Here is a 22,051-nt window from a genome sequence, read left to right as displayed (position 1 = left end):
ACCTGGGCGAAACGGCAATCGATCGACGCCGTGTCATCCCGGGAGCCACCATCATGCATTGGCCCGATCGCCGCATCCTCGATCTCGTCGGGATCGACTACCCGATCATCCAGGCGCCGATGATCGGCCCCAAGCCGGCTTTGGCAGCGAGCGTCAGCGGCGCCGGTGGTCTCGGTTCGCTCGGTTGCGCCGCCTGGCCGGCCGACCAGATCCGCACGGTCGTGGCCTCGATCCGCGAAAATACGGATCGGCCGCTCAATCTCAACTTCTTCTGCCATGTCGCGCCCCCCGAGGACGAGGCGGCAGAGGCGCGCTGGCTCGCGCGGCTCGAACCCTATTATCGCGAGCACGGCATCGACCCAGCCAGCTCGGCCCCCATGGCCAAGCGCGCGCCGTTCGACGCGACGGCGTGCGCGCTCGTCGAGGAACTGCGGCCGAAGGTGGTCAGCTTCCATTTCGGCCTGCCGTATAAGGCGCTGCTCGCCCGCGTGCGCGCCGCCGGCAGCCTGGTTTTCGCCTCAGCGACGACGGTTGCGGAGGCCCGTTGGCTTGCCGAGCGCGGCGTCGATGCGGTGATCGCGCAGGGTGCCGAGGCCGGCGGACACCGCGGCATCTTCCTTCCCGGCGAGCTCGCCGCGCATCCCGGCCTCTTCGCCCTGCTGCCGCAGGTTGTCGACGCCGTGCGCGTCCCGGTCATCGCCGCCGGCGGCATCGCGGACGGGCGCGGCATCGCGGCGGCCTTCGCGCTGGGGGCATCGGCCGTGCAGATCGGGACCGCCTATCTGCGCTGCCCCGAAGCCGGCATCTCCGCGCCCCATCTGGAGGCTTTACGCGCCGCCCGCGACGAAGACACGGCCGTGACCAACGTCTTCACCGGCCGTCCGGCGCGCGGCCTGCTGAACCGGGCGATGCGCGAACTCGGTCCGCTCTCGGCCGACGCCCCCGCCTTCCCGAACGCCGCCGTCGCGCTGCAGCCCCTGCGGGCGTCGGCGGAGGCTCGCAATGAGGGTAGCTTCTCGCCGCTCTGGTCGGGACAGGCCGCCCCGCTCGCCCGTGATCTCGGCGCCGCCGAACTGACCCGACTCCTCGCCAAGGAAGGCGCGCGGCGCCTGTCGGAAATCGGCGGTCGCTAACCGCCGTAGCTCTGCACCAGCGAGCCGGCCACCAGCGTCCAGCCGTCGACAAGCACGAAGAAGATCAGCTTGAACGGCAGGGCCACGGTGGCCGGTGGTACCATCATCATGCCCACCGCCATCAGGATCGAGGCCACCACCAGGTCGATGATGAGGAAGGGGATGAAGAGCAGGAAGCCGATCTCGAAGGCGCGGCGCAGCTCGGAGATCATGAAGGCGGGCGTCACCACCTCCAGTCCCACCGCCTCGGGACCGGCGGGAACCGGCACCTTCGCCATGTCGAGGAACAGCTTGAGATCCTTCTCGCGCACGTTCTTGAGCATGAAGGTCTTGAACGGCGCCGAGGCGCGCTCGAAGGCGACGGCCTGCGTGATCTGGCCGGCCACCAGCGGCTCGATGCCGTTGCGGTAGGCCTCCTTGCCCACCGGCGCCATGACGAAGGCGGTGAGGAACAGGGCGAGGCTGACGATCACGGCATTCGGCGGCGCAGTCTGCGTGCCGAGCGCCGAGCGCAGGATCGAGAGCACCACCACAATCCGCGTGAACGAGGTCGCCATCACCAGCACGGAGGGCGCCAGCGCCAGGACGGTGATCAGCGCGACGAGTTGCAGGGCGCGTTCGGTGACGCCGCCGGTCCCGAGATCGACGCTCACGCTCTGCGCATGCGCGGCACCGGCGCTCAAGGAGATGAGCGCGAGGCCGATGAGGCTGGGGATGAGGGCTCTGTTCGAGGGTCGCATCGCGCGGGCAACCTGCGTCGCGAGGACGCCGCGCACAAGCGACGCGCGGCCACGCTCGTCGACGATCTGCAGGCCGGTCAGGTCTTGCGGTCGAGGGGCCGGCCGAGCAGCCGGGCGAACTCCGTCTCGATCTCCTCGACGGTGAAGGGGGAGCCACCTCCCGGCTGAGCGGGCTTCGTCTCGGGCGTTGCCGGCGGAGCAGGCTCTTCGACAGGCGGCGCAGCCGGAAGCGGCGTGGCCATCGCCGCCGCGACGGTATCGAGCTTTGGCGCAGCCGCCGGTTCGGGGGTGGGCGGAGGAGGCGCCGGCGGAGCGGTCTGCGGCACTGGGTTGGCGCGTCCCAGCATGAAGGACGGGTTCGGCCGAGCGGTGGCCTGGGCAATGACCGGCTCGGGAGCCGGATGTGTCGGTGCGGGCGGAGGCGGCGGGGGAGCCGCTGCAGGCTCCTCCGGCTCGGCCGGCGACTGAGGAGAACCAGGTGGCGGGGTGACGGCCGAGGATTGCCGGCGCAGGGCCGTCTCGAGCTGACGCGCCATGTCCGACAGGGCGGCCGGGTCGAGCGGCCGCGGCGAGCCGGACGACATCAGGGATGGCGGGACGAAGAGCGGTGCGTCGCCGGACTCGGCCGACGGTTCGGCCCGGCTGCGCTCCGGGGCTTCGTCCGAGCGGAGATCCGCGAAGGACGGCGTCGCGCGGCGCAGGATGCGGCCGACCTGAGACATGCCGATCCGCGGCTTCATCGGTTCGGCGGCGGGCCGGTCCGCTGGAGGCACCTCCGGCTCGAACAAGGCAGGATCGAGCGGCGGCGCGCGGCCCGTGGACGCCGGCTCGTGCCCGTTCGTACCCGGTTTCGGCGGCGGCACCACCAGCGGCATCTCGAAGGGCGGCGCGCCGAGCGAGGGCCCCTCATCCGCCCGGCCCTGCTCCGGCAACATGTCGGAGGCCGGCTCGGGACGCAGCACGGTGTCGGCCGGCAGGCGAGCGCCGGCGCCCCGGATCACGTTGCGCTCGACCACGACATCGTTGGGGCCGCCAACGAGCAGCAGGTGCTCCACGTTGTCCCGGCGCAGCAGGATGAGCTGGCGCTGCCGGTCGAGCTCGTAGATGTCGACGATGCCGAGCCGCGGCTGGCGCGACCGGTGCGTCGTGCGCGTGGCCATCGATACTCCCCGGCCCGCGATGCGCCGGAACAGCAGCACGGCCCCCATCAGCAGGATGAGGATGACGAGGAAGATGACCAGGAACTGCAAGTAGTAGGGTCCGTCTGAACTGAAGAACTCTGGCAAGACGGGACACTCTCGTTGTCCGGGCCAGCCGGCCGGGCCTGCGACGCCGGCTGAGATTATCGCGTTCGGCCCGGCAGCGGGCAACAAAGGTGAAAACTTCGTTAACAGCTTCGAACGCGGATCGGAGATTCCTCAGTCCGTAGCGGCAGATGCTCCGCCGGAGACCGGTCTGTTTACGCTGAGGCTGGGCGACTTAACGGCCTGTTAACCATGGACGCGGCAGTTTTTGCCCACCCGGAGCGCGTCACTCGGCAAACGTTGCCGAGCATCCCGCTCGCGGCTGAGGCGAGGAGACGCGCCGCGCCATGTCGCTCACCGATCTGCCCATCCTCGGGATGCTGCGCAACAAGATGCAATGGCATCAGGCCCGCCAGGGGCTGCTCGCCGAGAACGTCGCCAATGCCGACATGCCGCATTTCCGCCCGCGCGATCTCGCCGAGATCAACAGGGGCTCTGGCCCGAGCGGCCTGGCCGCTCCGCAGGCCTCGGTCGTCGGCGGCGACGGCCTCGCCCGCACCAATGCCGGCCATATCGGCCTTGCCTCGGCCGATGGCCCGAACGCGGATCCCAAGCGCTTCAAGGGGTTCGAGGTCCGCCCGAGCGGCAACGGCGTCAACCTCGAAGAGGAGATGATGAAGGCCGGCGAGAACCAGAGCGACTACCAGATGGTCGCCTCGCTCTATCAGAAGAGCCTCGACGCTCTGAAGATCGCCGTCGGCAAGCGCTGAGACCCTTGAGCGGAGCCTGCCATGGACTTTCTCAAATCACTCGGCATCGCCGCCTCGGGGCTCAAGGCCCAGTCCGGCCGCATGCGGATCATCGCCGAGAACATCGCCAACGCGGATTCCGCGGCCAAGACTGCCGGCGGCGAGCCCTATCGCCGCAAGATCCCGACCCTCACCAGCCGCTTCGATAGCGAGCTCGGCGCGACGATCGTCGATACCGGCCGGGTCCGGCGCGACCAGGCGCCGTTCCGCACCAAGTACGATCCCGGCAACCCGGCGGCCAACGAGCGGGGCGAGATCTCGCTGCCCAACGTCAACGGGCTGATCGAGAACATGGACATGCGCGAGGCCCAGCGCTCCTACGAGGCCAACCTCAACATGGTCACCGCCACCCGGCGAATGATTTCCAAGACCCTCGAGATCCTGAAGGCCTGACCGTCATGGCCACCTCCTCTTTCGCCGCCGGCGCCTACGCTGCGGCCCAGTCGATCGGCCGCCCGAGCGCGGCTCCGAAGCCCCTGCAGACCTCGGGAGCCGGCAACGGCTTCGGCTCGCTGCTCACCCAGGCGCTCGACTCGGTGGCGCAGACCGGCGCCAAGGCCGACGCGCAGACCCTGTCGGCGGCGAGCGGCAAGGCCAACGTCATCGACGTCGTCACCGCGGTCGCCGAGAGCGAGACTGCCCTGCAGACCCTCGTTGCCGTGCGCGACCGCGTGATCTCGGCTTACGAAGACATCATGAAGATGCCGATCTAGCGGCTCTCGATCCCTCCCCGCGCTCCAGGGAGGGACAAAGCTTCACCGCGAGAAAACCCCGAAAAATGACCGGCCTCGCCATCCTCGACATCGCCCGCGACGGGATCTTCACCTTCCTCAAGGTGGCGGGTCCTCTGATGATCGTCGCGCTGATCGTCGGCCTCGCGGTCTCGCTGTTCCAGGCGCTCACCCAGATCCAGGAGCAGACCCTGATCTACGTGCCGAAGATCGTCGCGGTGTTCGGCACGCTGCTCCTGATGCTGCCGTTCATGGGCGACGCGCTGGGCGGCTACATGACCCGCATCGCCGAGCGCATCGCCTCGGGCGGCTGAGGGAGCGTTCTGCTATGACGGGCCATGAACCTGCTCCTGCCCGGCATCGCGGCGGCCTTCCTGCTGACCTTCGCGCGCGTCGGCGTGCTGATGATGCTGATGCCCGGCCTCGGCGAGCAGAACATCTCGGCGCGGATGCGGCTCTCCCTCGCGCTGCTGGTGACGCTCGTTCTGTTTCCCACCGTGCGCCCGCTGCTTCCGGCGACGAACGGCACGCTGGCCGGGCCGGCACTGATCGGCGTGCTGATCGGCGAAATCCTGGTCGGGATGGTGCTCGGGCTGACCGTGCGTATGGTGCTGGCGGCGCTGCAGACGGCGGGCGTGGTGATCTCGCAGTCGCTCGGCCTGTCCTACGCCATGACCGTCGATCCGATGACGGCCTCGCAGCAGGTGACGCTGGGCAACTTCCTGTCGCTGCTCGGCATCACGCTGATCCTGGCGACCGACCTGCACCATCTGGCGCTCGACGCGATCGGGCACAGCTACGCGGTGCTGCCGCCGAATGCGCTTCCGAGCATGGGCGATGCGGCACAGCTCGCGATCACCGCGATCGCACGAGGCTTCACGCTGGCGATCCGGATTTCCGCGCCGTTCATCGCCTTCGGCATCCTATTCAACCTCGGGCTCGGCGTGCTGTCACGGCTGATGCCGCAATTGCAGGTCTTTTTCGTCGCGGTGCCGGCTTCGATCCTGATCGGCATGCTGATCCTGGTCGCGGCGCTCGGCGTGGTGATGGGCGTCTTCCTGGACGATCTCAGCCGGTTTCTCGCGGATTTCATCGGCCGTTGAGCCGCATCGCGGGAGGCTTCTAGGCCATGGCCGAGGGCGCGGAGCAGGAAGACAAAACCGAAGAACCGACACAGCGGCGCATCGATCGGGCGATCGAGCAGGGCAATGTCGCGAACTCGGTCGAGATCAACACCTTCTTCATGCTCGGCGCCTTCACGCTCGCGCTGATGCTCGCGGCCGGGCCGGTCGCGACCAAGCTGATGACCGACATCCGTGCATTCCTGGCGCATGCGCACGCGATCCCCTCGGACCCGCAGGCCTATGCGGGACTCGCCAGCCGCGTGCTGATCATCTTTCTGCAGGCCGTCGCGATCCCTGCGGGCATGGTTGGCGCCGCGGCCCTGGCGGCCGGCATGATCCAGCACAAGCCGGTCTTCACGGCCCAGAGTCTGATACCGAAATTCGAGCGCGTCTCGCCGATGTCCGGGATGAAGCGGCTGCTCGGCGTCGAGGCGCTGTTCCAGTTCGGCAAGGGACTCGCCAAGCTCGTTGTCGTCGGGACCGTCGCGGGCACGATCCTGTGGGGCGAGCGTGACCGGCTCGAAGCCTTCGCCCAGCTCGATCCGGGCTCGGCCCTGCGGGCGGTGCTCTCGCTCTCGCTCAAGATGATGGGCGGCGTGCTCGCGGCCTATGTTGTGATCGCGCTCGGCGACGCGCTCTACCAGCGCCATCGCTGGCGCAACCGCCTTCGCATGTCGAAGGAAGAGCTGAAGCAGGAGCACAAGGAGAGCGAGGGCAACCCCGAGGTGAAGGGCAAGCGCAAGCAGCTCATGCATGCGCGGGTCAAGAAGCGGATGATGGCGGCCGTCCCCACCGCCACCGTGGTCGTCACCAACCCGACCCACTTCGCGGTGGCACTCCGCTACGAGCCGGGCATGGGCGCGCCGATCTGCGTCGCCAAGGGCGTCGACTCGCTGGCCTTCCGCATCCGCTCGGTGGCGACGGATGCCGGCGTTCCGGTGATCGAGAACCCGCCCCTCGCCCGCGCGCTGCACGCCACCGTCGAGATCGACGACGAGATCCCGGCCGAGCATTACCGGGCGGTTGCCGAAGTCATCGGTTTCGTGCTTCGCCTGCGCAAGCGAGCCGCGTGACGCGAGCGGTCTCGCCTGCGCGGAACGCCACGGTTTATCCACCTTTTTTAGCGAGATTTTTCCGTTAGTTCTCCGAAAGTCTCCCGCGCGGTCGCGCGTGGAGGCGCGGGCTCGACGGATGGATGGGGCCTGATGGCTGAGGAGAGCGTGGCAGCGGCATCGGCGGGGACGCCCGGCGCGGCGTCGATCGATCGGTCGGAGCGGCCGGGCCGCGTCGGACTGCTCCTGGTGCTGGCGGGGCTGCTGGTCGGCGCGGCCGTAGGCCTGTCCTTCGTCGCCACCGACCAGGCGCAGCCGCTGATTCTGGGACTGCTTGCCTTGCTCGCCATGGCCGGCGTGTTCTTCCTGTTCGCGCTGGCGATCGGAGCGCTGCAGCTCGCCGGCCGTCAGGGTCGCGACGACGTTACCCGCGGCATCGTCGATGCCGCTCCGGAAGGCGTCGTGGTGGTCGAGGATGGCGGGCGGATGATCTACGCCAATGAGGCCTATATGCGCCTCGCCGGCGGGGACAGCTTCACGACGCTGCGGCCGGTCGAGCGCATCTTCGTCGGCGCGCCGGAGGTCTCCGAGGCAGTCTTCCGCCTGGCCGAGGCCGGACGCGACGACCGCGCCCACACGGAGGAGGTCCGCATGGCCCCTCCCCCCGCGGGCGCCGCCGAACGCAACGCCGCCTGGTACCGGATCTCGGTGCGCCCCGTCGCGCGCCACGGCCGGAGCGCGGCCCTCTGGACGGTGAGCGACATCACCCACGAGCGCGAGCGCCAGGAAAACGTCTTCCAGGAGTTGCAGCACGCGATCGACTATCTCGATCACGCGCCAGCCGGCTTCCTCTCGATCGATGGCGCCGGGTCCATCGTCTACATGAATGCCACGCTGGCCTCCTGGCTCGGCTACGACCTGGCGACCGTCGGTTCGGGCGGCCTGAAGCTCCTCGAGATCGCGCCCGGCTCCGACGTCTTCACCGGCGCGGCCGGCCTGCCGGGCGAGGTGCGCACCGATCGCTTCGACATCGACCTGCGCCGCCGCAACGGCCACCCGCTGCCGGCCCGGCTCTATCATCGCGTCGCCTACGGGCAGGACGGCAAGCCCGGCCCCTCGCGCACCATCGTGCTCAACCGTTCGGCCGGCGCCGAGAGCGACGAGCCGCAGCGCGCGGCCGAGGTGCGCCTCGCCCGCTTCCTCAACAACAGCCCGATCGCCATCGCCACGGTCGACCGCGAGGGCCGGGTGGCCCGCGCCAACGCCTCGTTCATCCGGCTCTTCACCGATATGCCGCGCCAGCCCGGCACGGGCTCGGTGGGCGATGCGCCCGAGCCGATGATGCGCGAGGCCGTGCTGGAGCGCGACCGGGGCGCCCTGGAGGCGGCGCTGGCCAAGGCCGCCAGCGGCACCGGCGAGATCGAACCGATCGAAGTGACGCTGGCCGGCCCCGGCAACCGCTCGGCGCGGGTTTGGATGAGCCCGGCGGATGCCGACGCGCCGCAAGCCGCGAAGGACGACACGGCATCGCAGGCCGATCGCGAGCGGATCATCCTCTACGCCCTCGAGACCACCGCGCAGCGCCAGCTCGAGCAGCAGGTCGCGCAGGCGCAGAAGATGGACACCGTCGGCCAGCTCGCCGGCGGCATCGCGCACGATTTCAACAACGTCCTCCAGGCAATCATCGGCTATTCGGATCTGCTGCTGGCGAGTCACAAGCCGACCGACCACGCCTTCCAGGACATCATGCAGATCAAGCAGAACGCGAACCGGGCCGCGAGCCTGGTGCGCCAGCTGCTGGCCTTCTCGCGCCGCCAGACCCTGCGGCCGGAGGTGATGAGTGTCGGCGAGGCGCTCGCCGACCTGACCCTCCTGCTCAAGCGCCTGCTCGGAGAGCGCGTCGCCCTCGACCTCAAGCACGGCCGCGACGTCTGGCCGGTCAAGGCCGACGTGAACCAGTTCGAGCAGGTCATCGTGAACCTTGCGGTCAATGCCCGCGACGCCATGCCGAATGGCGGCAAGCTGCTGATCCGCACGGCCAACGTCGCCCAGGGCGACGAGCGCCCCGCCGAGGTGCCGGCCGGCGAGCACGTGCTCATCGAGGTGCTCGATACCGGCGAGGGCATCCCGCCGGAGATCATGGAGAAGATCTTCGAGCCGTTTTTCACCACCAAGGAGATCGGCAAGGGCACGGGCCTTGGGCTCTCGACGGTGTTCGGCATCATCAAGCAATCGGGCGGCACCCTCGACGTGCAGTCGAAGGTCGGCGAGGGCACGGCCTTTCGCATCTACCTGCCGCGCCACATCCCCGAGGCGGAGCCCGCCGTCGAGGAGCCGGAGATGGAAGCGCCGCCCTCGCGCATCGCCGTCGGCTCCTCCGCCAAGATCGCCAAGGAGCGCCTGAGCGAGGCGCTTCAGAAGCCGGCACCTGCCCCGCCGCCGGAACCTGCCGCGCCGCCCCCGGCGCCCCCGCCGACGGACGTGACCGGGCAGGCTACGATCATGCTGGTCGAGGATGAGGACCCGGTGCGCGCCGTGAACTCCCGCGCGCTCATGGCTCGCGGCTACACCGTGCTCGCGGCCGCCTCCGGACCGGAGGCCCTGCGCCTGATGGAAGAGCACGACTATCGCGTCGACCTTGTCGTCTCGGACGTGGTGATGCCCGAGATGGACGGTCCGACCCTGTTGCGCGAGCTGCGCAAGATGCGGCCCGACCTCAGGGTGATCTTCGTCTCGGGCTACGCGGAGGACGTCTTCCGCAAGAACCTGCACGAGGGCGAGTCCTTCGACTATCTCGCCAAGCCGTTCAGCCTGAAGCAGCTGGTCGAGACGGTGAAGACGACGCTGGCGAGCTGAGCCTCACATTGCCGTCTCAGGCGGTCCCATCGCGGAGCTGGCGCCTGATGATCTTGCCGGTGGTGGTCATCGGCAGGGCGTCCAGGAATGAGAGTTCGCGTGGATATTCGTGCGCCGAGAGGTTTTTCCGCCCGAAGGCCAGGATCTCGGCGGCAAGCGCCTCGGACGGCGTGAAACCCTCGCGCAGGACCACGAAAGCCTTCACGATCTCGGTGCGCAGCGGATCGGGCTTGCCCACGGCGGCGGCCAGCGCCACGGCCGGGTGGCGCAGCAGGCAATCCTCGATCTCGGTCGGGCCGATCCGATAGGCGGCGGAGGTGATGAGGTCGTCGTCGCGCCCGACGAAGTGGATGTAGCCGTCCGCGTCGCGCCGGGCGGTGTCGCCGGTCATCCACCAGCCGTCGCGAAACTTCTTCGCGGTGGCCTCGGGCTGCTGCCAGTAGCCGAGGAACATCACCGGATCGGGCGCCTTCACCGCGATCTCACCGGTTTCCCCGGCCTCCGCCTCGTTGCCGTCCTCACGCAGGATGGCAACGCGATGACCCGGCACCGGCCTGCCGGTGGAACCGGGCCGCGCGACGCCGGCACGGGCGCAGGAGGCGAGGACGAGGTTGCACTCGGTCTGGCCATAGGCCTCGCCGATGGTGAGCCCGAGGGCGTCCCGCGCCCAGGCGAAGGTCTCCGGCCCCAAAGCCTCGCCGGCCGAGGCGATGTTGCGCAAGGCGGACAGGTCGAAGCGCTCACGTGGCCGCTCGACACCGCGCAGCATCCGCAGCGCCGTCGGCGGCAGGAAGGCGTTGGTGACGCGCAAGCTCGCGATGAGCTGGAAAGCCGCCTCCGGCTCGAACCGACCGAGGGGCCGCGCGACCACGGGCATGCCCCTTCGCAGCGACGGCATCAGCACATTAAGCAGGCCGCCGGCCCAGGCCCAGTCTGACGGCGTCCACATCAGGCCGCCGCCTTCCTCGGGAAAGTCGTGCATCATCGACCATCCCGGCAGGTGGCCCAGCAGCACACGGTGGCCGTGCAGTGCGCCCTTGGCGAGCCCCGTGGTACCGGAGGTGTAGATCATCAGGGCCGGATCATCGGGCCCGGTGTCGCGCGTCGCGAATTCGGCCGAGGCGCCGGTAACAGCCTCCGAGAGGTCTTCGGCCGAACCGGACGGGCCGTCGACCGAGAGGAAGACGGTGAGATCCGGCAGGCTCCCCCGGATCGGCTCCAGCTTGGCGAGGCCAGCTGCGTTGGTGACGATGGCCCGTGCGCCGGAATCCGTGAGCCGGTAGCGCAGGGCCTCCGCACCGAACAGACCGGCCAGCGGCAGGGCGATGGCACCGAGCCGATAGGCCGCGAGATGCGCCACCACCACCGCCGACGATTGCGGAAGCAGCACCGCGATGCGGTCTCCAGGCCCGATACCGCGCGCGGCAAGCGCGTTGGCGAGACGGTTGGACTCGTCCCGCAGGCGCCCGTAGCTTACCGGAGTGATGGTGCCCTCCGCCGAGACCTCCATGATCGCCGGGCGATCCGGCTCCGGCACCGCCCAGCGGTCACAGACGTCGGCCGCGATGTTGTAGCGATCGGGGATGTCCCAAGAGAACCCGGTGACGAGCGCCGCATAGTCGGTAGCAGGGGTCAACACGTGCGTCGGGCTCAGTCGGGCTCTACTCGCCCTCGCGCGGCGGAAAACCGCCCCTGAACGCGAAGTCGGTGATCGGGCGACGGCCGTTCGGCTTGGCGCGCTCGCGCTGCTCTTCGGTGAGGCGGTCATGCGGCGTCTTGCGGCCGATGGCGATGGCCGCCTCGATGCGGTGATCGGCCGGCAGGCGCAGGACCTCCGGAGCGCGCTCATGATCGAAGCCAACCATCGCATGTGCGTGCCAGCCCTGCCGGATTGCCTGCAGCGCGAGGCTCTGCCAGGCGGCGCCGGCATCGAAGGAATGGCTGTAGGACGGTTTGATCTCGTCGCCGACCTTCATGTTCTTGTTGGATGCGAGGAACAGGATCGCGCCGGTATCCTGCACCCATTTCTGATTGCCGGGCACGAGCAGGTCGAAGAAGGTCTGCCAATCGGGCGTATCGCGCAGCGCGTAGACGAAGCGCCAGGGCTGCGAGTTGTAGGAGGAGGGTGACCAGCGCGCGGCCTCGAACATCCGCAGCAACTCCGCCGCCGCCAACGGCTCGCCGGTGAAGGTGCGCGGCGACCAGCGCTCAACGAAAAGCGGGTCGATGTCGTGATCGGGCTGGCGCGGGTTCGGCTCTGTCACGGGACGGGATCTCCTCCGCACGGGCGGTAAGCGCACCTATGCCACGGAGAAAGCCGGCTCGACAGGGGCACTTTCGAGCGGTGTCCTTGCCCTCGGCGAGGCGCGGCCCAAGTGTCGGGACAGCGAACGCAATCGACTGGGAAGGCACCCGATGACCGATGCCGCGGAAGCCCTCGTCCTCCGCTCGGACCGGGACGGGGTCGCGACCCTGGTGCTCCATCGCCCGCGAGCGCGCAACGCCCTCTCGCTCGCCCTGCTGGAAGCCCTGCGCGATGCCTTCGCGCGCCTCGCGGCGGACGACGGCATCCGCGCCGTGGTGCTCGCCGCCGAAGGGCCGGCCTTCTGCGCGGGCCATGATCTGAAGGAGATGACCGCCTTCCGCGCCGAGCCGGACAAGGGCGCGGCGCGCTTCGCCCATCTGTTCGAGCTCTGCTCGGCGGTGATGATGGCAATCCCGGCCCTGCCGCAGCCGGTGATCGCCGCGGTCGAGGGCATCGCCACGGCGGCCGGGTGCCAGCTCGTGGCCTCCTGCGATCTCGCCGTCGCGGGCGAGGAGGCACGCTTCGCGACACCCGGCGTGCAGATCGGCCTGTTCTGCTCCACGCCGATGGTGGCGCTCTCACGCAACCTTTCCCGGAAGGCTGCGATGCAGATGCTGCTCACCGCCGAACTCACGGATGCCGCCGAGGCGAAGGCGCTTGGCCTCGTGAACGAGGTGGTGGCGGCGGGGACCGCGTTGGCGGCCGCGCAGGAACTGGCCGCGGGGATCGCCCGGCGCAACGCTTATACCGTCCGTGTCGGCAAGCGCGCCTTCTACGAGCAGCTGGAGATGCCGCTGGCGGAGGCCTATGCCCATGCCGGCCGTGTCATGACCGAGAATATGCTCGCGCGTTCGGCGGAAGAGGGCATCGACGCCTTCCTCAACAAGCGCGCAGGCTGAGCCGCACATGGTCGCGCTGCCTTTCTCATGACACTCGGGGACGAAATCTGCCCGCATGATTCGACGCTTCCGCCCCCGAGAAACCTCCGCTTCACGCGCAGCGGCCGCACCGCCGGCACCGCCACCCGGAACCCGAAAGATCGTGAGCTGGAACCTGCTGCGCCGGACCGGCGCGGCGGTGGAGTGCATCGTCGCCCTGGTCGAGCGCGAGCAGCCCGACCTCGTGCTGATGCAGGAGGCGACCGAGGGCATTGCCGCGATCACCGAGCGCATCGGCGGCGTCTTTTCCCGCGCGCCGCTGCCGGGGCGTATCCACGGTCCGGCGATCTGGAGCCGTGAACCCTGGGAGACGCCTCCGGAGGTCGTCACGCTGCCCGCCGGGATCATCGTCGACCGGGTCTGCCAAGTCCTGAATCTCGGCGAGTTTGGCATCGCCAACGTGCATCTCTCGCACGGGCAGATGATGAACCGGCGCCAGCTTCGGCGGATCGAGCAGCATCTGCCCGACCGCGCCGCGGTGCTCGGCGACTACAATATCGTCGGTCCTGCCCTGCTACCGGGCTTCCGCGACGTCGGCCCGCGCCGACCGACCCATTCCATGGCCGGGCTCGCACCGCTGCGCCTCGATCGTTGCCTGGTGCGCGGCCTCGCCTGCCATTGCCACGCGGTGCTGCCGCGCGGGCTGTCGGACCATCGTCCCATCGTCGTGCATCTCGCCCCCGCGACGGAGGACGCGCCGCAGCGCCTGCGGATCAGAGATATGGCAGCAGCAGTCGCACGGCTGCGTCGCGAAGGCGGACGGGCAATGCGCGCGCGTCGAGATCGGCAAGAGTCAGGCGAGCCGCCTGCTTCGATTGGATGAAGTCGTCGAGGCGCCCCGCGAGCGCCTCGTCGTAGACCTCGATGTTCAGCTCGAAATTCAGCCGGAAGCTGCGCGAATCCCAGTTCGCGCTGCCAATGAAGCTCCAGCACCGGTCGATCACCAGCGCCTTGGAATGGTCGAAGGGCGGATCGTCGAGCCAGATTCTGACGCCCGATTCGAGAAGCGGCGCGACATGCGCCCGCGTGGCATAGTCGACGAAATGATGATCGCTGCGCCGGGGGATGACCACGTCCACGGCGATACCGCGGGCCGCTGCCAGCCCGAGGGCATTGGTGATCAGCTCGTTGGGCAGGAAATACGGCGTCGTCAGGCGGATCGACGAGCGCGCGCAGGAAACCGCCTGCAGGATCACCGTGGCGATCTTCTCGATATCGGCATCCGGCCCCGAGGTGACCACACGCGCGGTGAGGCCGCCGGCCGGTGCCAGGGGCGGCAGCCAGCGTTCGCCCTCCAATTCCTCCCCGGCCACGAAGGCCCAATCGGCCGCGAAGGCCTGGACCAGCTGCTCGACCACGGGCCCTTCGATCCGGAAATGCGTGTCGCGGATCGGGTAGGCCGGCTTCGATGCGAGCCGATTGCCGTCGGAGATGTTGACTCCGCCGGTGAAGGCGAGACGCCCGTCGACGATCAGCAGCTTCTTGTGCGAGCGCAGATTGAGGAACGGCATCCGCCAGGGCAGTGCCGAGTGCATGAACAGTCCGGCCGGGATGCCAGCGCGGGTCAGGTGCCGCCACGCCGCGGGACGGAAGTAGCCGCTGCCGATGCCGTCGATGATGACGCGGACCTCGGCCCCGCGCGCCTTGGCGGCCATCAGCGCCCTGATGAACGCGTTGCCGATCTCGTCGTCGCGAAAGATGTAGCTCGACAGCGCGACGCTGATGCGCGCCTCCTCAATCGCCGCGAGCATGGCCGGATAGGCCTCGTCGCCGTTGCGGAAGACCGCGATGGCTGTGCCGGCGACGGTGGGCAGCCCGGTGATCGAACGCACGGCGAGGTCGAGGGCAGCGTAGGCCTCCGGCACGGCGGCCGTGGGCTGTGGCGTATCATCCATCTGCTGCGACGGCTTCCGCTTGAGCCTGCGCGCCCGCCGCTCGACCCGGTTGATGCCGAAGAGCAGGTACAGGACGCTGCCGAAGACCGGAGCCAACCAGGCGAGTCCGATCCAGCCGATCGCCGCGCCAACCACGCGCTTGCGCAGCAGCACGTGCATGGTGACGGCCATCGACAGGACGAGCCCGAGCACGGCGAGCACATCCGAACGCACGGACGCGGTCGCGGCGAGCCACCGATAGAGGACTTCTTCCAATGCACGCTCGAGCTTGCCGGGATCTCGTGCCTTACGGCAGGCGCGGGCGGTGGGAAATAGAGAGCGCGTGGCTCAGGCCCGATGCCCGGGGCGATGCACTGGAAAAGACGGGAAGCCCTGCGGCGAGGCCGGCATGGCCTCTCGCTGCAAGGGCTCGATATTTGAACGGCCGGTCAGCGGCCGGCAGCGTGCCTCACCGAGTGTACGGCTAGCGGGCGGCCAGCTTCGCCGCTGCAGCGGAGAGATCGACGCCGTCGCGTCCGGCGCTGAGCGCGTAGGCCGTCTGGCCCGAGCCCCAATAGGCGGTGGCGCCGTCGCTCGAGTGGGTGAGCACGTCCGGCCCCGACCCGCCTCCGGCCTTGCGGGTCGCGAACAGCGAGAGATCGCCGAGCGATTCCGCATTGATCGCGATCTCCACGCCCGGGCCGTTGCGCGAGGGGAAGACCTGGACGTCGCGCACGTTCCAGCCGTTCGGCAGCTCCGGCAGCGAGAGCCCGGTGGCCGCTTCGAGGTCGGCGCGATCGTAGGCGGAGACTGCGCGTTGCGAGTGGGTCCTAGCACGGACCAGCACAGCCTGGCGCGCCTGCTGCGCCTCCTCGACCAGAGCTGGATCAATGGTGGAGGCCTGGCTATCCGGCACACCGAAGGTGCCGATCTCGGTATGCGCGAGCCAGCCGGCGCCGACGAGCACAACGATGGCGGCCGCCCGGCGCAGGCGTGCGCCGACCCGCTGCCAGGCCAGCGACCGGTCGAGGCGGCGTGCCTCGGTGCGCAGCCGCTCGGGCCCCGGCCCCGGCAGGCTCGAAAAAACCTCCCGCAGCGCGTCGCGGTCGCGCAGGTCGGCCATCACCCGGGCCGCATCATCGGGATGATGCGCGAGATGATTCTCGACCTCGACCCGGCGCATCGCACCGAGTTCGCCGTCGACATACGCCGCGAGATCGCTTTCCGTGATCGGGTCGACCATCACGCCACTCCACCTTTCCGGATCGCTCCGTCCGATCGATCCACCGCCCGGATCGAGGCTCACGCCTCGCCGACCGCCTGTCTGTGTGCCACGTCTGGATTCTGCCCGGCGAACGCATCCGTATCCGGGCGCCCGGTGCTTGCGACGATGCGCAATTGCGGCCGCCCGCGCTCAGAAGGGCTCGAGGGAGGCCCCGCCTGGCCGCCGCCCTGCCCAGCTCGCGCGGGCTCGTTCTCCTCGAAGGCCCGCAGGGCCGCGCGGCCGCGGCCGAGCCGCGACATCAGCGTGCCGATCGGGATGCCGAGCACGTCGGCCGCCTCCGCATAGGCCATGCCCTCGAGCGTCACGAGGTGCAGCGCCGCGCGTTGCTCCTCCGGCAATGTCTCGAAGGCCCGGCGGATCTGCGAGAGCCTGACCTGCCCCTCCTGCGCCGGCAGCGCGACCTCATCGCTGAGCTGGACCAGCACGTCGGCGTGGCGCGCCTCGACCTTCTTGCGGCGCTGCTCATCGATGAAGACGTTGTGCAGCACCGTCATCATCCAGGTGCGCAGGTTGGTGTTGGCGCGCAGAGACCCCTTGGCCTCCAGCGCCTTCACCAGGGTATCGTGGACGAGGTCATCCGCCTTCAGCGAATCACGCGTGAGCGAGCGCGCGTAGCGCCGCAACGGCGGCAGCAGATCGACGATATCGGGTCGCTTCGAGCGTGATCGGCTGGAGATCATGATGGGTCAACGTGCGGAGCCTGGGCTTTAATCCGAGCCTGGGCTCCTGCCTTCTTAGCATATGAGTGCTATTGATACGCACTCTGCAGATCGAGCGTGCTCTCGTGCCCGACGCTGTCGAAGCGCTCGGCAAGCCAGTGCACGGCCGCCTCGCGGCCACGGTCGCGCAGGCGCTCGAGGCAACGCCAGCGGGCATCGAGCCGCGAGGCGGCGTCGTAATCGTCCAAGGCCTCGGTCCCGTCGATGCGGTGGATGAGGACGCGCTTGGCCGCCGTCCCATCGGGCGCCGTCTCGGCGAGCAGCCCGTGCATCACGTCGATGGCGCGCAATTCCCGCATCAGGTTGGCGTTGAAGGTGATCTCGTTGAGCCGGTTCTGGATCTCCTGCGGCGTACGCGGCGTCTCGCGGCGCTCGACCGGGTTGATCTGGACGATCAGGATGTCGTGGCTGCCCGCCTGTTCGCCCGCCCGCTGGTGCAGCGGATAGAGGGCCGGGTTGCCGAGATAGCCGCCATCCCAGTACGGCACGCCGTCGATCTCCACCGCCTGGAACACCGTGGGCAGGCAGGCCGAGGCCATCAGGTGGTCGGCGGTCAGGCCCTGGCGCTCGAACACCGTGAGCTTGCCCGTCCAGACATTGGTGGCCGAGACGAACACGTCGGCCGTCTCCGCAGCACGCAGCCGCTCGAAATCCACGGTCTGTTCAAGCGCCCTGCGCAGCGGGTTGATGTTGAGCGGGTTGGAGACGTAGGGGCTCGGCGCCAGCGCCTTCAGCCAGAATTCGGCGATGGGGTTGTCCTTGAACGCGCCCACGACGCCGCTGACCATCCCGCGCTGCACCGGCCAGAGGTCGCCGTCGACGCTGGCATGGCGCCAGAACGACTCGAGAGCGGCACGCGCGCCATCAGGACCTCCAGCCAGCCAGCCATCGACCAGCACCACGGCGTTCATGGCGCCCGCGCTCGCCCCCGTCACCGCGTCGAAGCCGAGCCGCCCGTCCTCGATCAGCGCGTCGAGCACGCCCCAGGTGAAGGCGCCGTGCGCGCCGCCACCCTGCAGGGCCAGCGACACCGTCTTCTCCGCCCGCGGCGAGGCCAGGGGCCGACGGCGGCCGGGAGACACAGTCGTTTCGGCCGCCCCGCTCGGGACGACCGTGGACAGAGCTTTGACATCGGAAGTCGTGCCGGTTTGATCCATCCGAACCTCGCGAGCGCATATTGCAACGCAACTCAAAAATGCTGCGTAGCAATAAATAGTGGTGATCTACGGTGGTTCAAAATAGCCGCGCGCATGGCAGCGCGGCGGCAGATTGGCTTGCCGTACCGCGCGACAGCCCAGGTCCGAACTGTCTGCCGCATCGCAGCGAGCGCTCGACATCCCGCGCGGGATGCGACATGAAGCGGGCCGAAGACCGATAGGCGTCGAGGTGACCGTCACCCATGCGCTGTACGCGGTTGACGGTGGTTGTGGCCGCTCACAGCTAAAGCGGTCGCGGGCGTTCGCGCGATCGGCTAGACTGCCACGCAGGATCCCCGCCCACGGCCACGCCCGACGAGACCGACGGAAGCGGCCACGTCTCCGAGCCAAGGTCCCAAATGGAAGCCATGGAAGCCCCTGACGCCCTCTCGAACCCGATCTCCTCCGGGAGCCTCAACATAACGGGGCCGGAGATCGCGGGCCCGTCGCCGCGCCATCGCACAGCGGGCGTGACCGTCGGCCACGGCGAAGGCGCGGTCACCGTCGGCGGCGGCGCGCCGATCGTCGTTCAGTCGATGACGAATACCGATACGGCCGATATCGACGCCACCGTGGCCCAGGTGTCGCAGCTCGCGCGCGCCGGCTCGGAGCTCGTGCGCATCACCGTCGACCGCGACGAGGCGGCAGCCGCGGTGCCGAAGATCCGCGAGCGGCTTGACCGGATCGGCTGCCACGTGCCGCTCGTCGGCGACTTCCACTATATCGGCCACAAGCTTCTGACCGACCATCCGGCCTGCGCCGAGGCGCTCGCCAAGTACCGGATCAATCCGGGCAATGTCGGCTTCAAGAACAAGAAGGATGTCCAGTTCTCGACCATCGTCGAGCAGGCCATCAAGTACGGCAAGACCGTGCGCATCGGCGCGAACTGGGGCTCCCTCGACGGCGAGCTGCTGACGCACCTGATGGACGAGAACGCCAAGCTGCCCCGTCCGATCGACGCGCGGGCCGTGATGCGCGAGGCGATGGTGCAGTCGGCCCTGTCTTCCGCCAATCGGGCCGAGGCCCTCGGCCTCGGCAAGGACAGGATCATCCTGTCCGCGAAAGTCTCGGCGGTGCAGGACCTGATCGCCGTCTACCGCGAGGTGGCGCGCCGCTCCGACTACGCGATCCATCTCGGCCTCACTGAGGCCGGCATGGGCTCGAAGGGCATAGTCGCGGCCTCTGCTGCCATCGGCGTGCTGCTGCAGGAAGGCATCGGCGACACGATCCGCTACTCGCTGACGCCGGAGCCCGGCGGCGACCGGACGGTCGAGGTGAAAGCGGCGCAGGAACTCCTGCAGACCATGGGCTTCCGCACCTTCGTGCCGCTGGTGGCAGCCTGCCCGGGCTGCGGGCGGACGACCTCGACGACCTTCCAGGAGCTGGCCCGCGACATCCAGAACTGGATCACCACGTCGATGCCGGAATGGAAGAAGACCTATCCGGGCGTCGAGGGCCTCAATGTCGCGGTGATGGGCTGCATCGTGAACGGCCCCGGCGAATCGAAGCATGCCGATATCGGCATCTCGCTTCCCGGCACCGGCGAGACCCCGACGGCCCCGGTCTTCATCGACGGCCAGAAGGCGATGACCCTGCGCGGCCCGACGCTCGCGAAGGATTTCGAGGGCATCGTCATCGACTATATCGAGCGCCGCTTCGGCCAGGGCGGTGGCTCGGGCACCCGCGACGCCGCAGAGTGACGGGGTCGGCGTGATCGCCGATTCCATGGTTCTCCCCTCGAGCCGTCTGACGCGCCTTCGTCATGCCGATCCTGCAGAACCCGCGCCTGGATCAGGCTGCGTTTTGATGGATCCGTCGAAACGCAGAAAACATGATCGATTGAAAGAGTTGGAGCAGGCTGTCCGCGAAAGCCGTCTGTTTCGCAGCCTGCTCTAGACTCTTGAGCATAGACCGGACTCCATGACCCAACCCGTCTCGCCGAGCACGCCTGCAGGCCCGGCCGCCAAGGCTGCGTTCGAGGGCGCCGCAGCGGCCGGCCCCGCTCCCGGCGAGGGCGGCCCCGTCGCCGCCTCAGCGGGCTCCGTCGACGCCTCCGAGGAATCCGCTCACGGCCATTCCAAGGCGGGTTTCTTCCCGCTCGCGCTCGGCTCGATCGGCGTCGTCTACGGCGATATCGGCACGAGCCCGCTCTACGCCTTCCGCGAGGCGCTCGCCCCCTCTCGCGCCGACGGCACGCTGACCAGCGAGGAGGTGATCGGCACCACCTCGCTGATCCTCTGGGCGCTGATGCTGATCGTCTCGATCAACTACGTCTCGATTCTGCTGCGCATGGACAACAAGGGCGAGGGCGGCATCCTCTCGCTGATGGCGCAGGCGCGCCACGCGCTCGGCGGCTCGCGCCTCGTCTTCATGCTCGGCCTGCTCGGCGCCGCCCTGTTCTACGGCGACTCGGTGGTGACCCCGGCAATCTCGGTGCTGTCCTCGGTGGAGGGCCTCAAGCTCGTTACCCCGGCCTTCGAGGAATACGTGCTGCCGATCACCGTGGCGATCATCCTCGGCCTGTTCCTAGTTCAGAGCCGGGGCACGGCCAAGGTCGCGACCTTCTTCGGGCCGATCATGGCCTGCTGGTTCCTGTCGCTGGCCATCGCCGCCGTGCCCCATGTCATCAGCAACCCGACGGTGTTCTGGGCCTTCAACCCCTGGCACGCGGTGAACTACCTGCTGAACCACGGCAGCTACGCCCTGGTGGCGCTCGGCGCAGTGTTCCTGGCCGTGACCGGTGCCGAGGCGCTGTTCGCCGATCTCGGCCATTTCGGCCGAAAGCCGATCCAGTTCGCCTGGCTGTTCTTCGTCGGCCCCTGCCTGATGATGAACTATCTCGGCCAGACCGCCCTCGTGCTCGCCAAGCCGGAGACCACCGACCCGTTCTACCAGCTCGTGCCGGGTTGGGCGCTGCTGCCGATGGTGGTCCTGGCGACGCTCGCCACCGTGACCGCCTCACAGGCCGTGATCACCGGCGCCTTCTCGCTGTCGCGGCAGGCGATCCAGCTCGGCATGCTGCCGCGCATGGAGATCCGCCATACCTCGGAGAGCCATTCCGGCCAGATCTATCTGCCGCAGATCAACATGCTGCTCGGCCTCGCCGTGGTGATCCTGGCGATCGTGTTCCGCACCTCCTCGGCGCTCGCCGCTGCCTACGGCATCGCCGTGACCGGCACCATGCTGCTCACCGCCAGCATGGCCTACATCGTGCTCTGGAAGGTGATGCGGCTCGGACCGGCGCTGGCGGCGCTGATCATGATGCCGTTCATCATCTTGGAAACGATGTTCCTGGCCTCGAACCTGCTCAAGCTGCACGAGGGCGGCTACGTGCCCCTGCTGCTCGCCGGCGGGCTGATGCTGATGATGTGGACCTGGGTGCGCGGCGTCGCGATCCTCACCAAGAAGACCCGCAAGACCGACGTGCCGCTCGCCGAGCTCGTCGGCATGCTGGAGAAGAGCTCGTCGTACCATCATGTGAAGGGCACGGCGGTGTTCCTGACCAGCGACCCCGAGATCGCGCCCGCCGCCCTCCTGCACAACATGAAGCACAACAAGGTCGTCCACGAGAAGAACGTGGTCTTGACCATCGAGACCGTCGACACGCCGCGCTTCCCCGATAGCGAGCGGGTGCGGATCGAGCCGATCGGCCCGCATTTCCATCGCGCCGTGATGAGGTTCGGCTACATGGAGACGCCGAACATCCCCAAGGCGCTGGCACTGCTGCGGAAAGAGGGCTTCAAGTTCGACATCATGTCGACCTCGTTCTTCCTGTCGCGCCGCTCGATCCGCCCGGCGGCCCATTCGGGCATGCCGCTCTGGCAGGACCGGATCTTCATCACGCTCGCCAAGAACGCCAACGACGCCACGGACTTCTTCCAGATTCCGACCGGCCGCGTGGTGGAGGTCGGGACGCAAGTGACGGTGTAGGGAGTCGCCAAGTGCTCCCGACTGGCCTTACATCCCTCACCGTCATTCCCGGGCTCGCCGAAGGCGAGAACCCGGAATCCACCCGTGATGCCGCAGGTTTGTCGTGTCGTCGTGC

20 protein-coding genes are annotated in these 22,051 nt (G+C 68.8%); 12 read left to right on the top strand and 8 right to left on the bottom strand.

Going from position 1 to position 22,051, the window contains the following annotated elements; translation table 11 throughout:
- Positions 1-53: 53 nt before the first annotated feature.
- On the top strand, positions 54-1,133 hold the full coding sequence (locus MGN01_RS00515) for an NAD(P)H-dependent flavin oxidoreductase (protein WP_147044614.1): 1,080 nt from the start codon (positions 54-56) through the stop codon (positions 1,131-1,133).
- Here MGN01_RS00515 and fliP read toward each other — a convergent pair.
- Positions 1,130-1,873 (bottom strand): flagellar type III secretion system pore protein FliP, encoded by a 744-nt coding sequence (gene fliP / locus MGN01_RS00510; RefSeq protein ID WP_147044613.1) that lies wholly within the window; start codon positions 1,871-1,873, stop codon positions 1,130-1,132. The two genes, MGN01_RS00515 and fliP, sit on opposite strands and share 4 nt — an antisense overlap.
- Positions 1,874-1,950: 77 nt before the next feature.
- Positions 1,951-3,159, bottom strand: a complete 1,209-nt coding sequence (locus MGN01_RS00505; RefSeq protein WP_147044612.1) for a hypothetical protein — start codon at positions 3,157-3,159, stop codon at positions 1,951-1,953.
- Positions 3,160-3,464: 305 nt separating this feature from the next.
- Here MGN01_RS00505 and flgB point away from each other — a divergent pair, with 305 nt between their 5' ends.
- The 7 genes from flgB to cckA all read left to right on the top strand — a co-directional run bounded on the left by flgB (position 3,465) and on the right by cckA (position 9,689).
- Positions 3,465-3,887, top strand: a complete 423-nt coding sequence (gene flgB / locus MGN01_RS00500) for a flagellar basal body rod protein FlgB (protein WP_147044611.1) — start codon at positions 3,465-3,467, stop codon at positions 3,885-3,887.
- 21 nt (positions 3,888-3,908) lie between these two features.
- On the top strand, positions 3,909-4,319 hold the full coding sequence (flgC, locus tag MGN01_RS00495; RefSeq protein WP_147044610.1) for a flagellar basal body rod protein FlgC: 411 nt from the start codon (positions 3,909-3,911) through the stop codon (positions 4,317-4,319).
- A 5-nt stretch (positions 4,320-4,324) separates the two neighbouring features.
- On the top strand, positions 4,325-4,639 hold the full coding sequence (gene fliE, locus MGN01_RS00490) for a flagellar hook-basal body complex protein FliE (protein WP_147044609.1): 315 nt from the start codon (positions 4,325-4,327) through the stop codon (positions 4,637-4,639).
- Between the two features lie 65 nt (positions 4,640-4,704).
- The gene (gene fliQ / locus MGN01_RS00485) at positions 4,705-4,971 is read left to right on the top strand and encodes a flagellar biosynthesis protein FliQ (RefSeq protein ID WP_147044608.1); all 267 of its coding nucleotides are present in this window, start codon (positions 4,705-4,707) and stop codon (positions 4,969-4,971) included.
- A gap of 24 nt (positions 4,972-4,995) precedes the next feature.
- Positions 4,996-5,760, top strand: a complete 765-nt coding sequence (gene fliR, locus MGN01_RS00480) for a flagellar biosynthetic protein FliR (RefSeq protein WP_147044607.1) — start codon at positions 4,996-4,998, stop codon at positions 5,758-5,760.
- 26 nt (positions 5,761-5,786) lie between these two features.
- Positions 5,787-6,854, top strand: a complete 1,068-nt coding sequence (flhB, locus tag MGN01_RS00475; protein ID WP_147044606.1) for a flagellar biosynthesis protein FlhB — start codon at positions 5,787-5,789, stop codon at positions 6,852-6,854.
- Between the two features lie 132 nt (positions 6,855-6,986).
- Positions 6,987-9,689, top strand: a complete 2,703-nt coding sequence (gene cckA, locus MGN01_RS00470) for a cell cycle histidine kinase CckA (RefSeq protein ID WP_147044605.1) — start codon at positions 6,987-6,989, stop codon at positions 9,687-9,689.
- 16 nt (positions 9,690-9,705) lie between these two features.
- On the opposite strand, the gene MGN01_RS00465 is transcribed toward cckA, so the two are convergent.
- Together MGN01_RS00465 and MGN01_RS00460 are read right to left on the bottom strand one after the other, a co-directional pair.
- Complete coding sequence (locus MGN01_RS00465) at positions 9,706-11,328, bottom strand: acetate--CoA ligase (RefSeq protein ID WP_238257685.1); 1,623 nt, start codon at positions 11,326-11,328, stop codon at positions 9,706-9,708.
- Positions 11,329-11,350: 22 nt separating this feature from the next.
- Positions 11,351-11,953 carry a nitroreductase family protein gene (locus MGN01_RS00460; RefSeq protein WP_147044603.1) on the bottom strand — a complete coding sequence of 201 codons (603 nt, stop codon included), beginning with the start codon at positions 11,951-11,953 and terminating at the stop codon, positions 11,351-11,353.
- Between the two features lie 151 nt (positions 11,954-12,104).
- Here MGN01_RS00460 and MGN01_RS00455 point away from each other — a divergent pair, with 151 nt between their 5' ends.
- Together MGN01_RS00455 and MGN01_RS00450 are read left to right on the top strand one after the other, a co-directional pair.
- Positions 12,105-12,893 carry an enoyl-CoA hydratase gene (locus tag MGN01_RS00455; RefSeq protein WP_147044602.1) on the top strand — a complete coding sequence of 263 codons (789 nt, stop codon included), beginning with the start codon at positions 12,105-12,107 and terminating at the stop codon, positions 12,891-12,893.
- A 142-nt stretch (positions 12,894-13,035) separates the two neighbouring features.
- The gene (locus MGN01_RS00450) at positions 13,036-13,755 is read left to right on the top strand and encodes an endonuclease/exonuclease/phosphatase family protein (protein WP_373319152.1); all 720 of its coding nucleotides are present in this window, start codon (positions 13,036-13,038) and stop codon (positions 13,753-13,755) included.
- Here MGN01_RS00450 and MGN01_RS00445 read toward each other — a convergent pair.
- From MGN01_RS00445 to MGN01_RS00430, 4 genes are all read right to left on the bottom strand, one after another.
- Entirely contained in the window at positions 13,646-15,082 is a 1,437-nt protein-coding gene (locus MGN01_RS00445) for a phospholipase D-like domain-containing protein (RefSeq protein ID WP_147044600.1), read from the bottom strand. The genes MGN01_RS00450 and MGN01_RS00445 overlap by 110 nt on opposite strands.
- Before the next feature lie 208 nt (positions 15,083-15,290).
- Positions 15,291-16,049 carry an anti-sigma factor family protein gene (locus MGN01_RS00440; RefSeq protein ID WP_147044599.1) on the bottom strand — a complete coding sequence of 253 codons (759 nt, stop codon included), beginning with the start codon at positions 16,047-16,049 and terminating at the stop codon, positions 15,291-15,293.
- Positions 16,050-16,108: 59 nt separating this feature from the next.
- Entirely contained in the window at positions 16,109-16,771 is a 663-nt protein-coding gene (locus MGN01_RS00435) for a sigma-70 family RNA polymerase sigma factor (RefSeq protein ID WP_147044598.1), read from the bottom strand.
- 68 nt (positions 16,772-16,839) lie between these two features.
- The gene (locus MGN01_RS00430; protein ID WP_147044597.1) at positions 16,840-17,967 is read right to left on the bottom strand and encodes a patatin-like phospholipase family protein; all 1,128 of its coding nucleotides are present in this window, start codon (positions 17,965-17,967) and stop codon (positions 16,840-16,842) included.
- 398 nt (positions 17,968-18,365) lie between these two features.
- On the opposite strand from MGN01_RS00430, the gene ispG reads away from it, so the two are divergent.
- Both ispG and MGN01_RS00420 read left to right on the top strand, forming a co-directional pair.
- On the top strand, positions 18,366-19,706 hold the full coding sequence (ispG, locus tag MGN01_RS00425; protein WP_147044596.1) for a flavodoxin-dependent (E)-4-hydroxy-3-methylbut-2-enyl-diphosphate synthase: 1,341 nt from the start codon (positions 18,366-18,368) through the stop codon (positions 19,704-19,706).
- A 220-nt stretch (positions 19,707-19,926) separates the two neighbouring features.
- Complete coding sequence (locus MGN01_RS00420) at positions 19,927-21,936, top strand: potassium transporter Kup (protein ID WP_147044595.1); 2,010 nt, start codon at positions 19,927-19,929, stop codon at positions 21,934-21,936.
- Positions 21,937-22,051: the final 115 nt, after the last annotated feature.

The sequence above is a fragment of the Methylobacterium gnaphalii genome (assembly GCF_007992215.1).
GTDB lineage: Bacteria > Pseudomonadota > Alphaproteobacteria > Rhizobiales > Beijerinckiaceae > Methylobacterium > Methylobacterium gnaphalii.
The sequence above is the reverse complement of the archived record's forward strand: the minus strand, read 5'-3'. Positions and strand labels throughout refer to the sequence as shown.

What these genes read in the sequence shown, in the direction of transcription:
- MGN01_RS00420 (WP_147044595.1), top strand. Translation starts at nt 19,927, where the DNA reads ATGACCCAACCCGTCTCGCCGAGCACGCCTGCAGGCCCGGCCGCCAAG.
- MGN01_RS00515 (WP_147044614.1), top strand. Translation starts at nt 54, where the DNA reads ATGCATTGGCCCGATCGCCGCATCCTCGATCTCGTCGGGATCGACTAC.
- flgB (WP_147044611.1), top strand. Translation starts at nt 3,465, where the DNA reads ATGTCGCTCACCGATCTGCCCATCCTCGGGATGCTGCGCAACAAGATG.
- MGN01_RS00455 (WP_147044602.1), top strand. Translation starts at nt 12,105, where the DNA reads ATGACCGATGCCGCGGAAGCCCTCGTCCTCCGCTCGGACCGGGACGGG.
- MGN01_RS00440 (WP_147044599.1), bottom strand. Translation starts at nt 16,049, where the DNA reads ATGGTCGACCCGATCACGGAAAGCGATCTCGCGGCGTATGTCGACGGC.
- fliE (WP_147044609.1), top strand. Translation starts at nt 4,325, where the DNA reads ATGGCCACCTCCTCTTTCGCCGCCGGCGCCTACGCTGCGGCCCAGTCG.
- fliQ (WP_147044608.1), top strand. Translation starts at nt 4,705, where the DNA reads ATGACCGGCCTCGCCATCCTCGACATCGCCCGCGACGGGATCTTCACC.
- fliP (WP_147044613.1), bottom strand. Translation starts at nt 1,873, where the DNA reads ATGCGACCCTCGAACAGAGCCCTCATCCCCAGCCTCATCGGCCTCGCG.
- ispG (WP_147044596.1), top strand. Translation starts at nt 18,366, where the DNA reads ATGGAAGCCATGGAAGCCCCTGACGCCCTCTCGAACCCGATCTCCTCC.
- MGN01_RS00435 (WP_147044598.1), bottom strand. Translation starts at nt 16,771, where the DNA reads ATGATCTCCAGCCGATCACGCTCGAAGCGACCCGATATCGTCGATCTG.
- fliR (WP_147044607.1), top strand. Translation starts at nt 4,996, where the DNA reads ATGAACCTGCTCCTGCCCGGCATCGCGGCGGCCTTCCTGCTGACCTTC.
- flgC (WP_147044610.1), top strand. Translation starts at nt 3,909, where the DNA reads ATGGACTTTCTCAAATCACTCGGCATCGCCGCCTCGGGGCTCAAGGCC.
- flhB (WP_147044606.1), top strand. Translation starts at nt 5,787, where the DNA reads ATGGCCGAGGGCGCGGAGCAGGAAGACAAAACCGAAGAACCGACACAG.
- cckA (WP_147044605.1), top strand. Translation starts at nt 6,987, where the DNA reads ATGGCTGAGGAGAGCGTGGCAGCGGCATCGGCGGGGACGCCCGGCGCG.
- MGN01_RS00430 (WP_147044597.1), bottom strand. Translation starts at nt 17,967, where the DNA reads ATGGATCAAACCGGCACGACTTCCGATGTCAAAGCTCTGTCCACGGTC.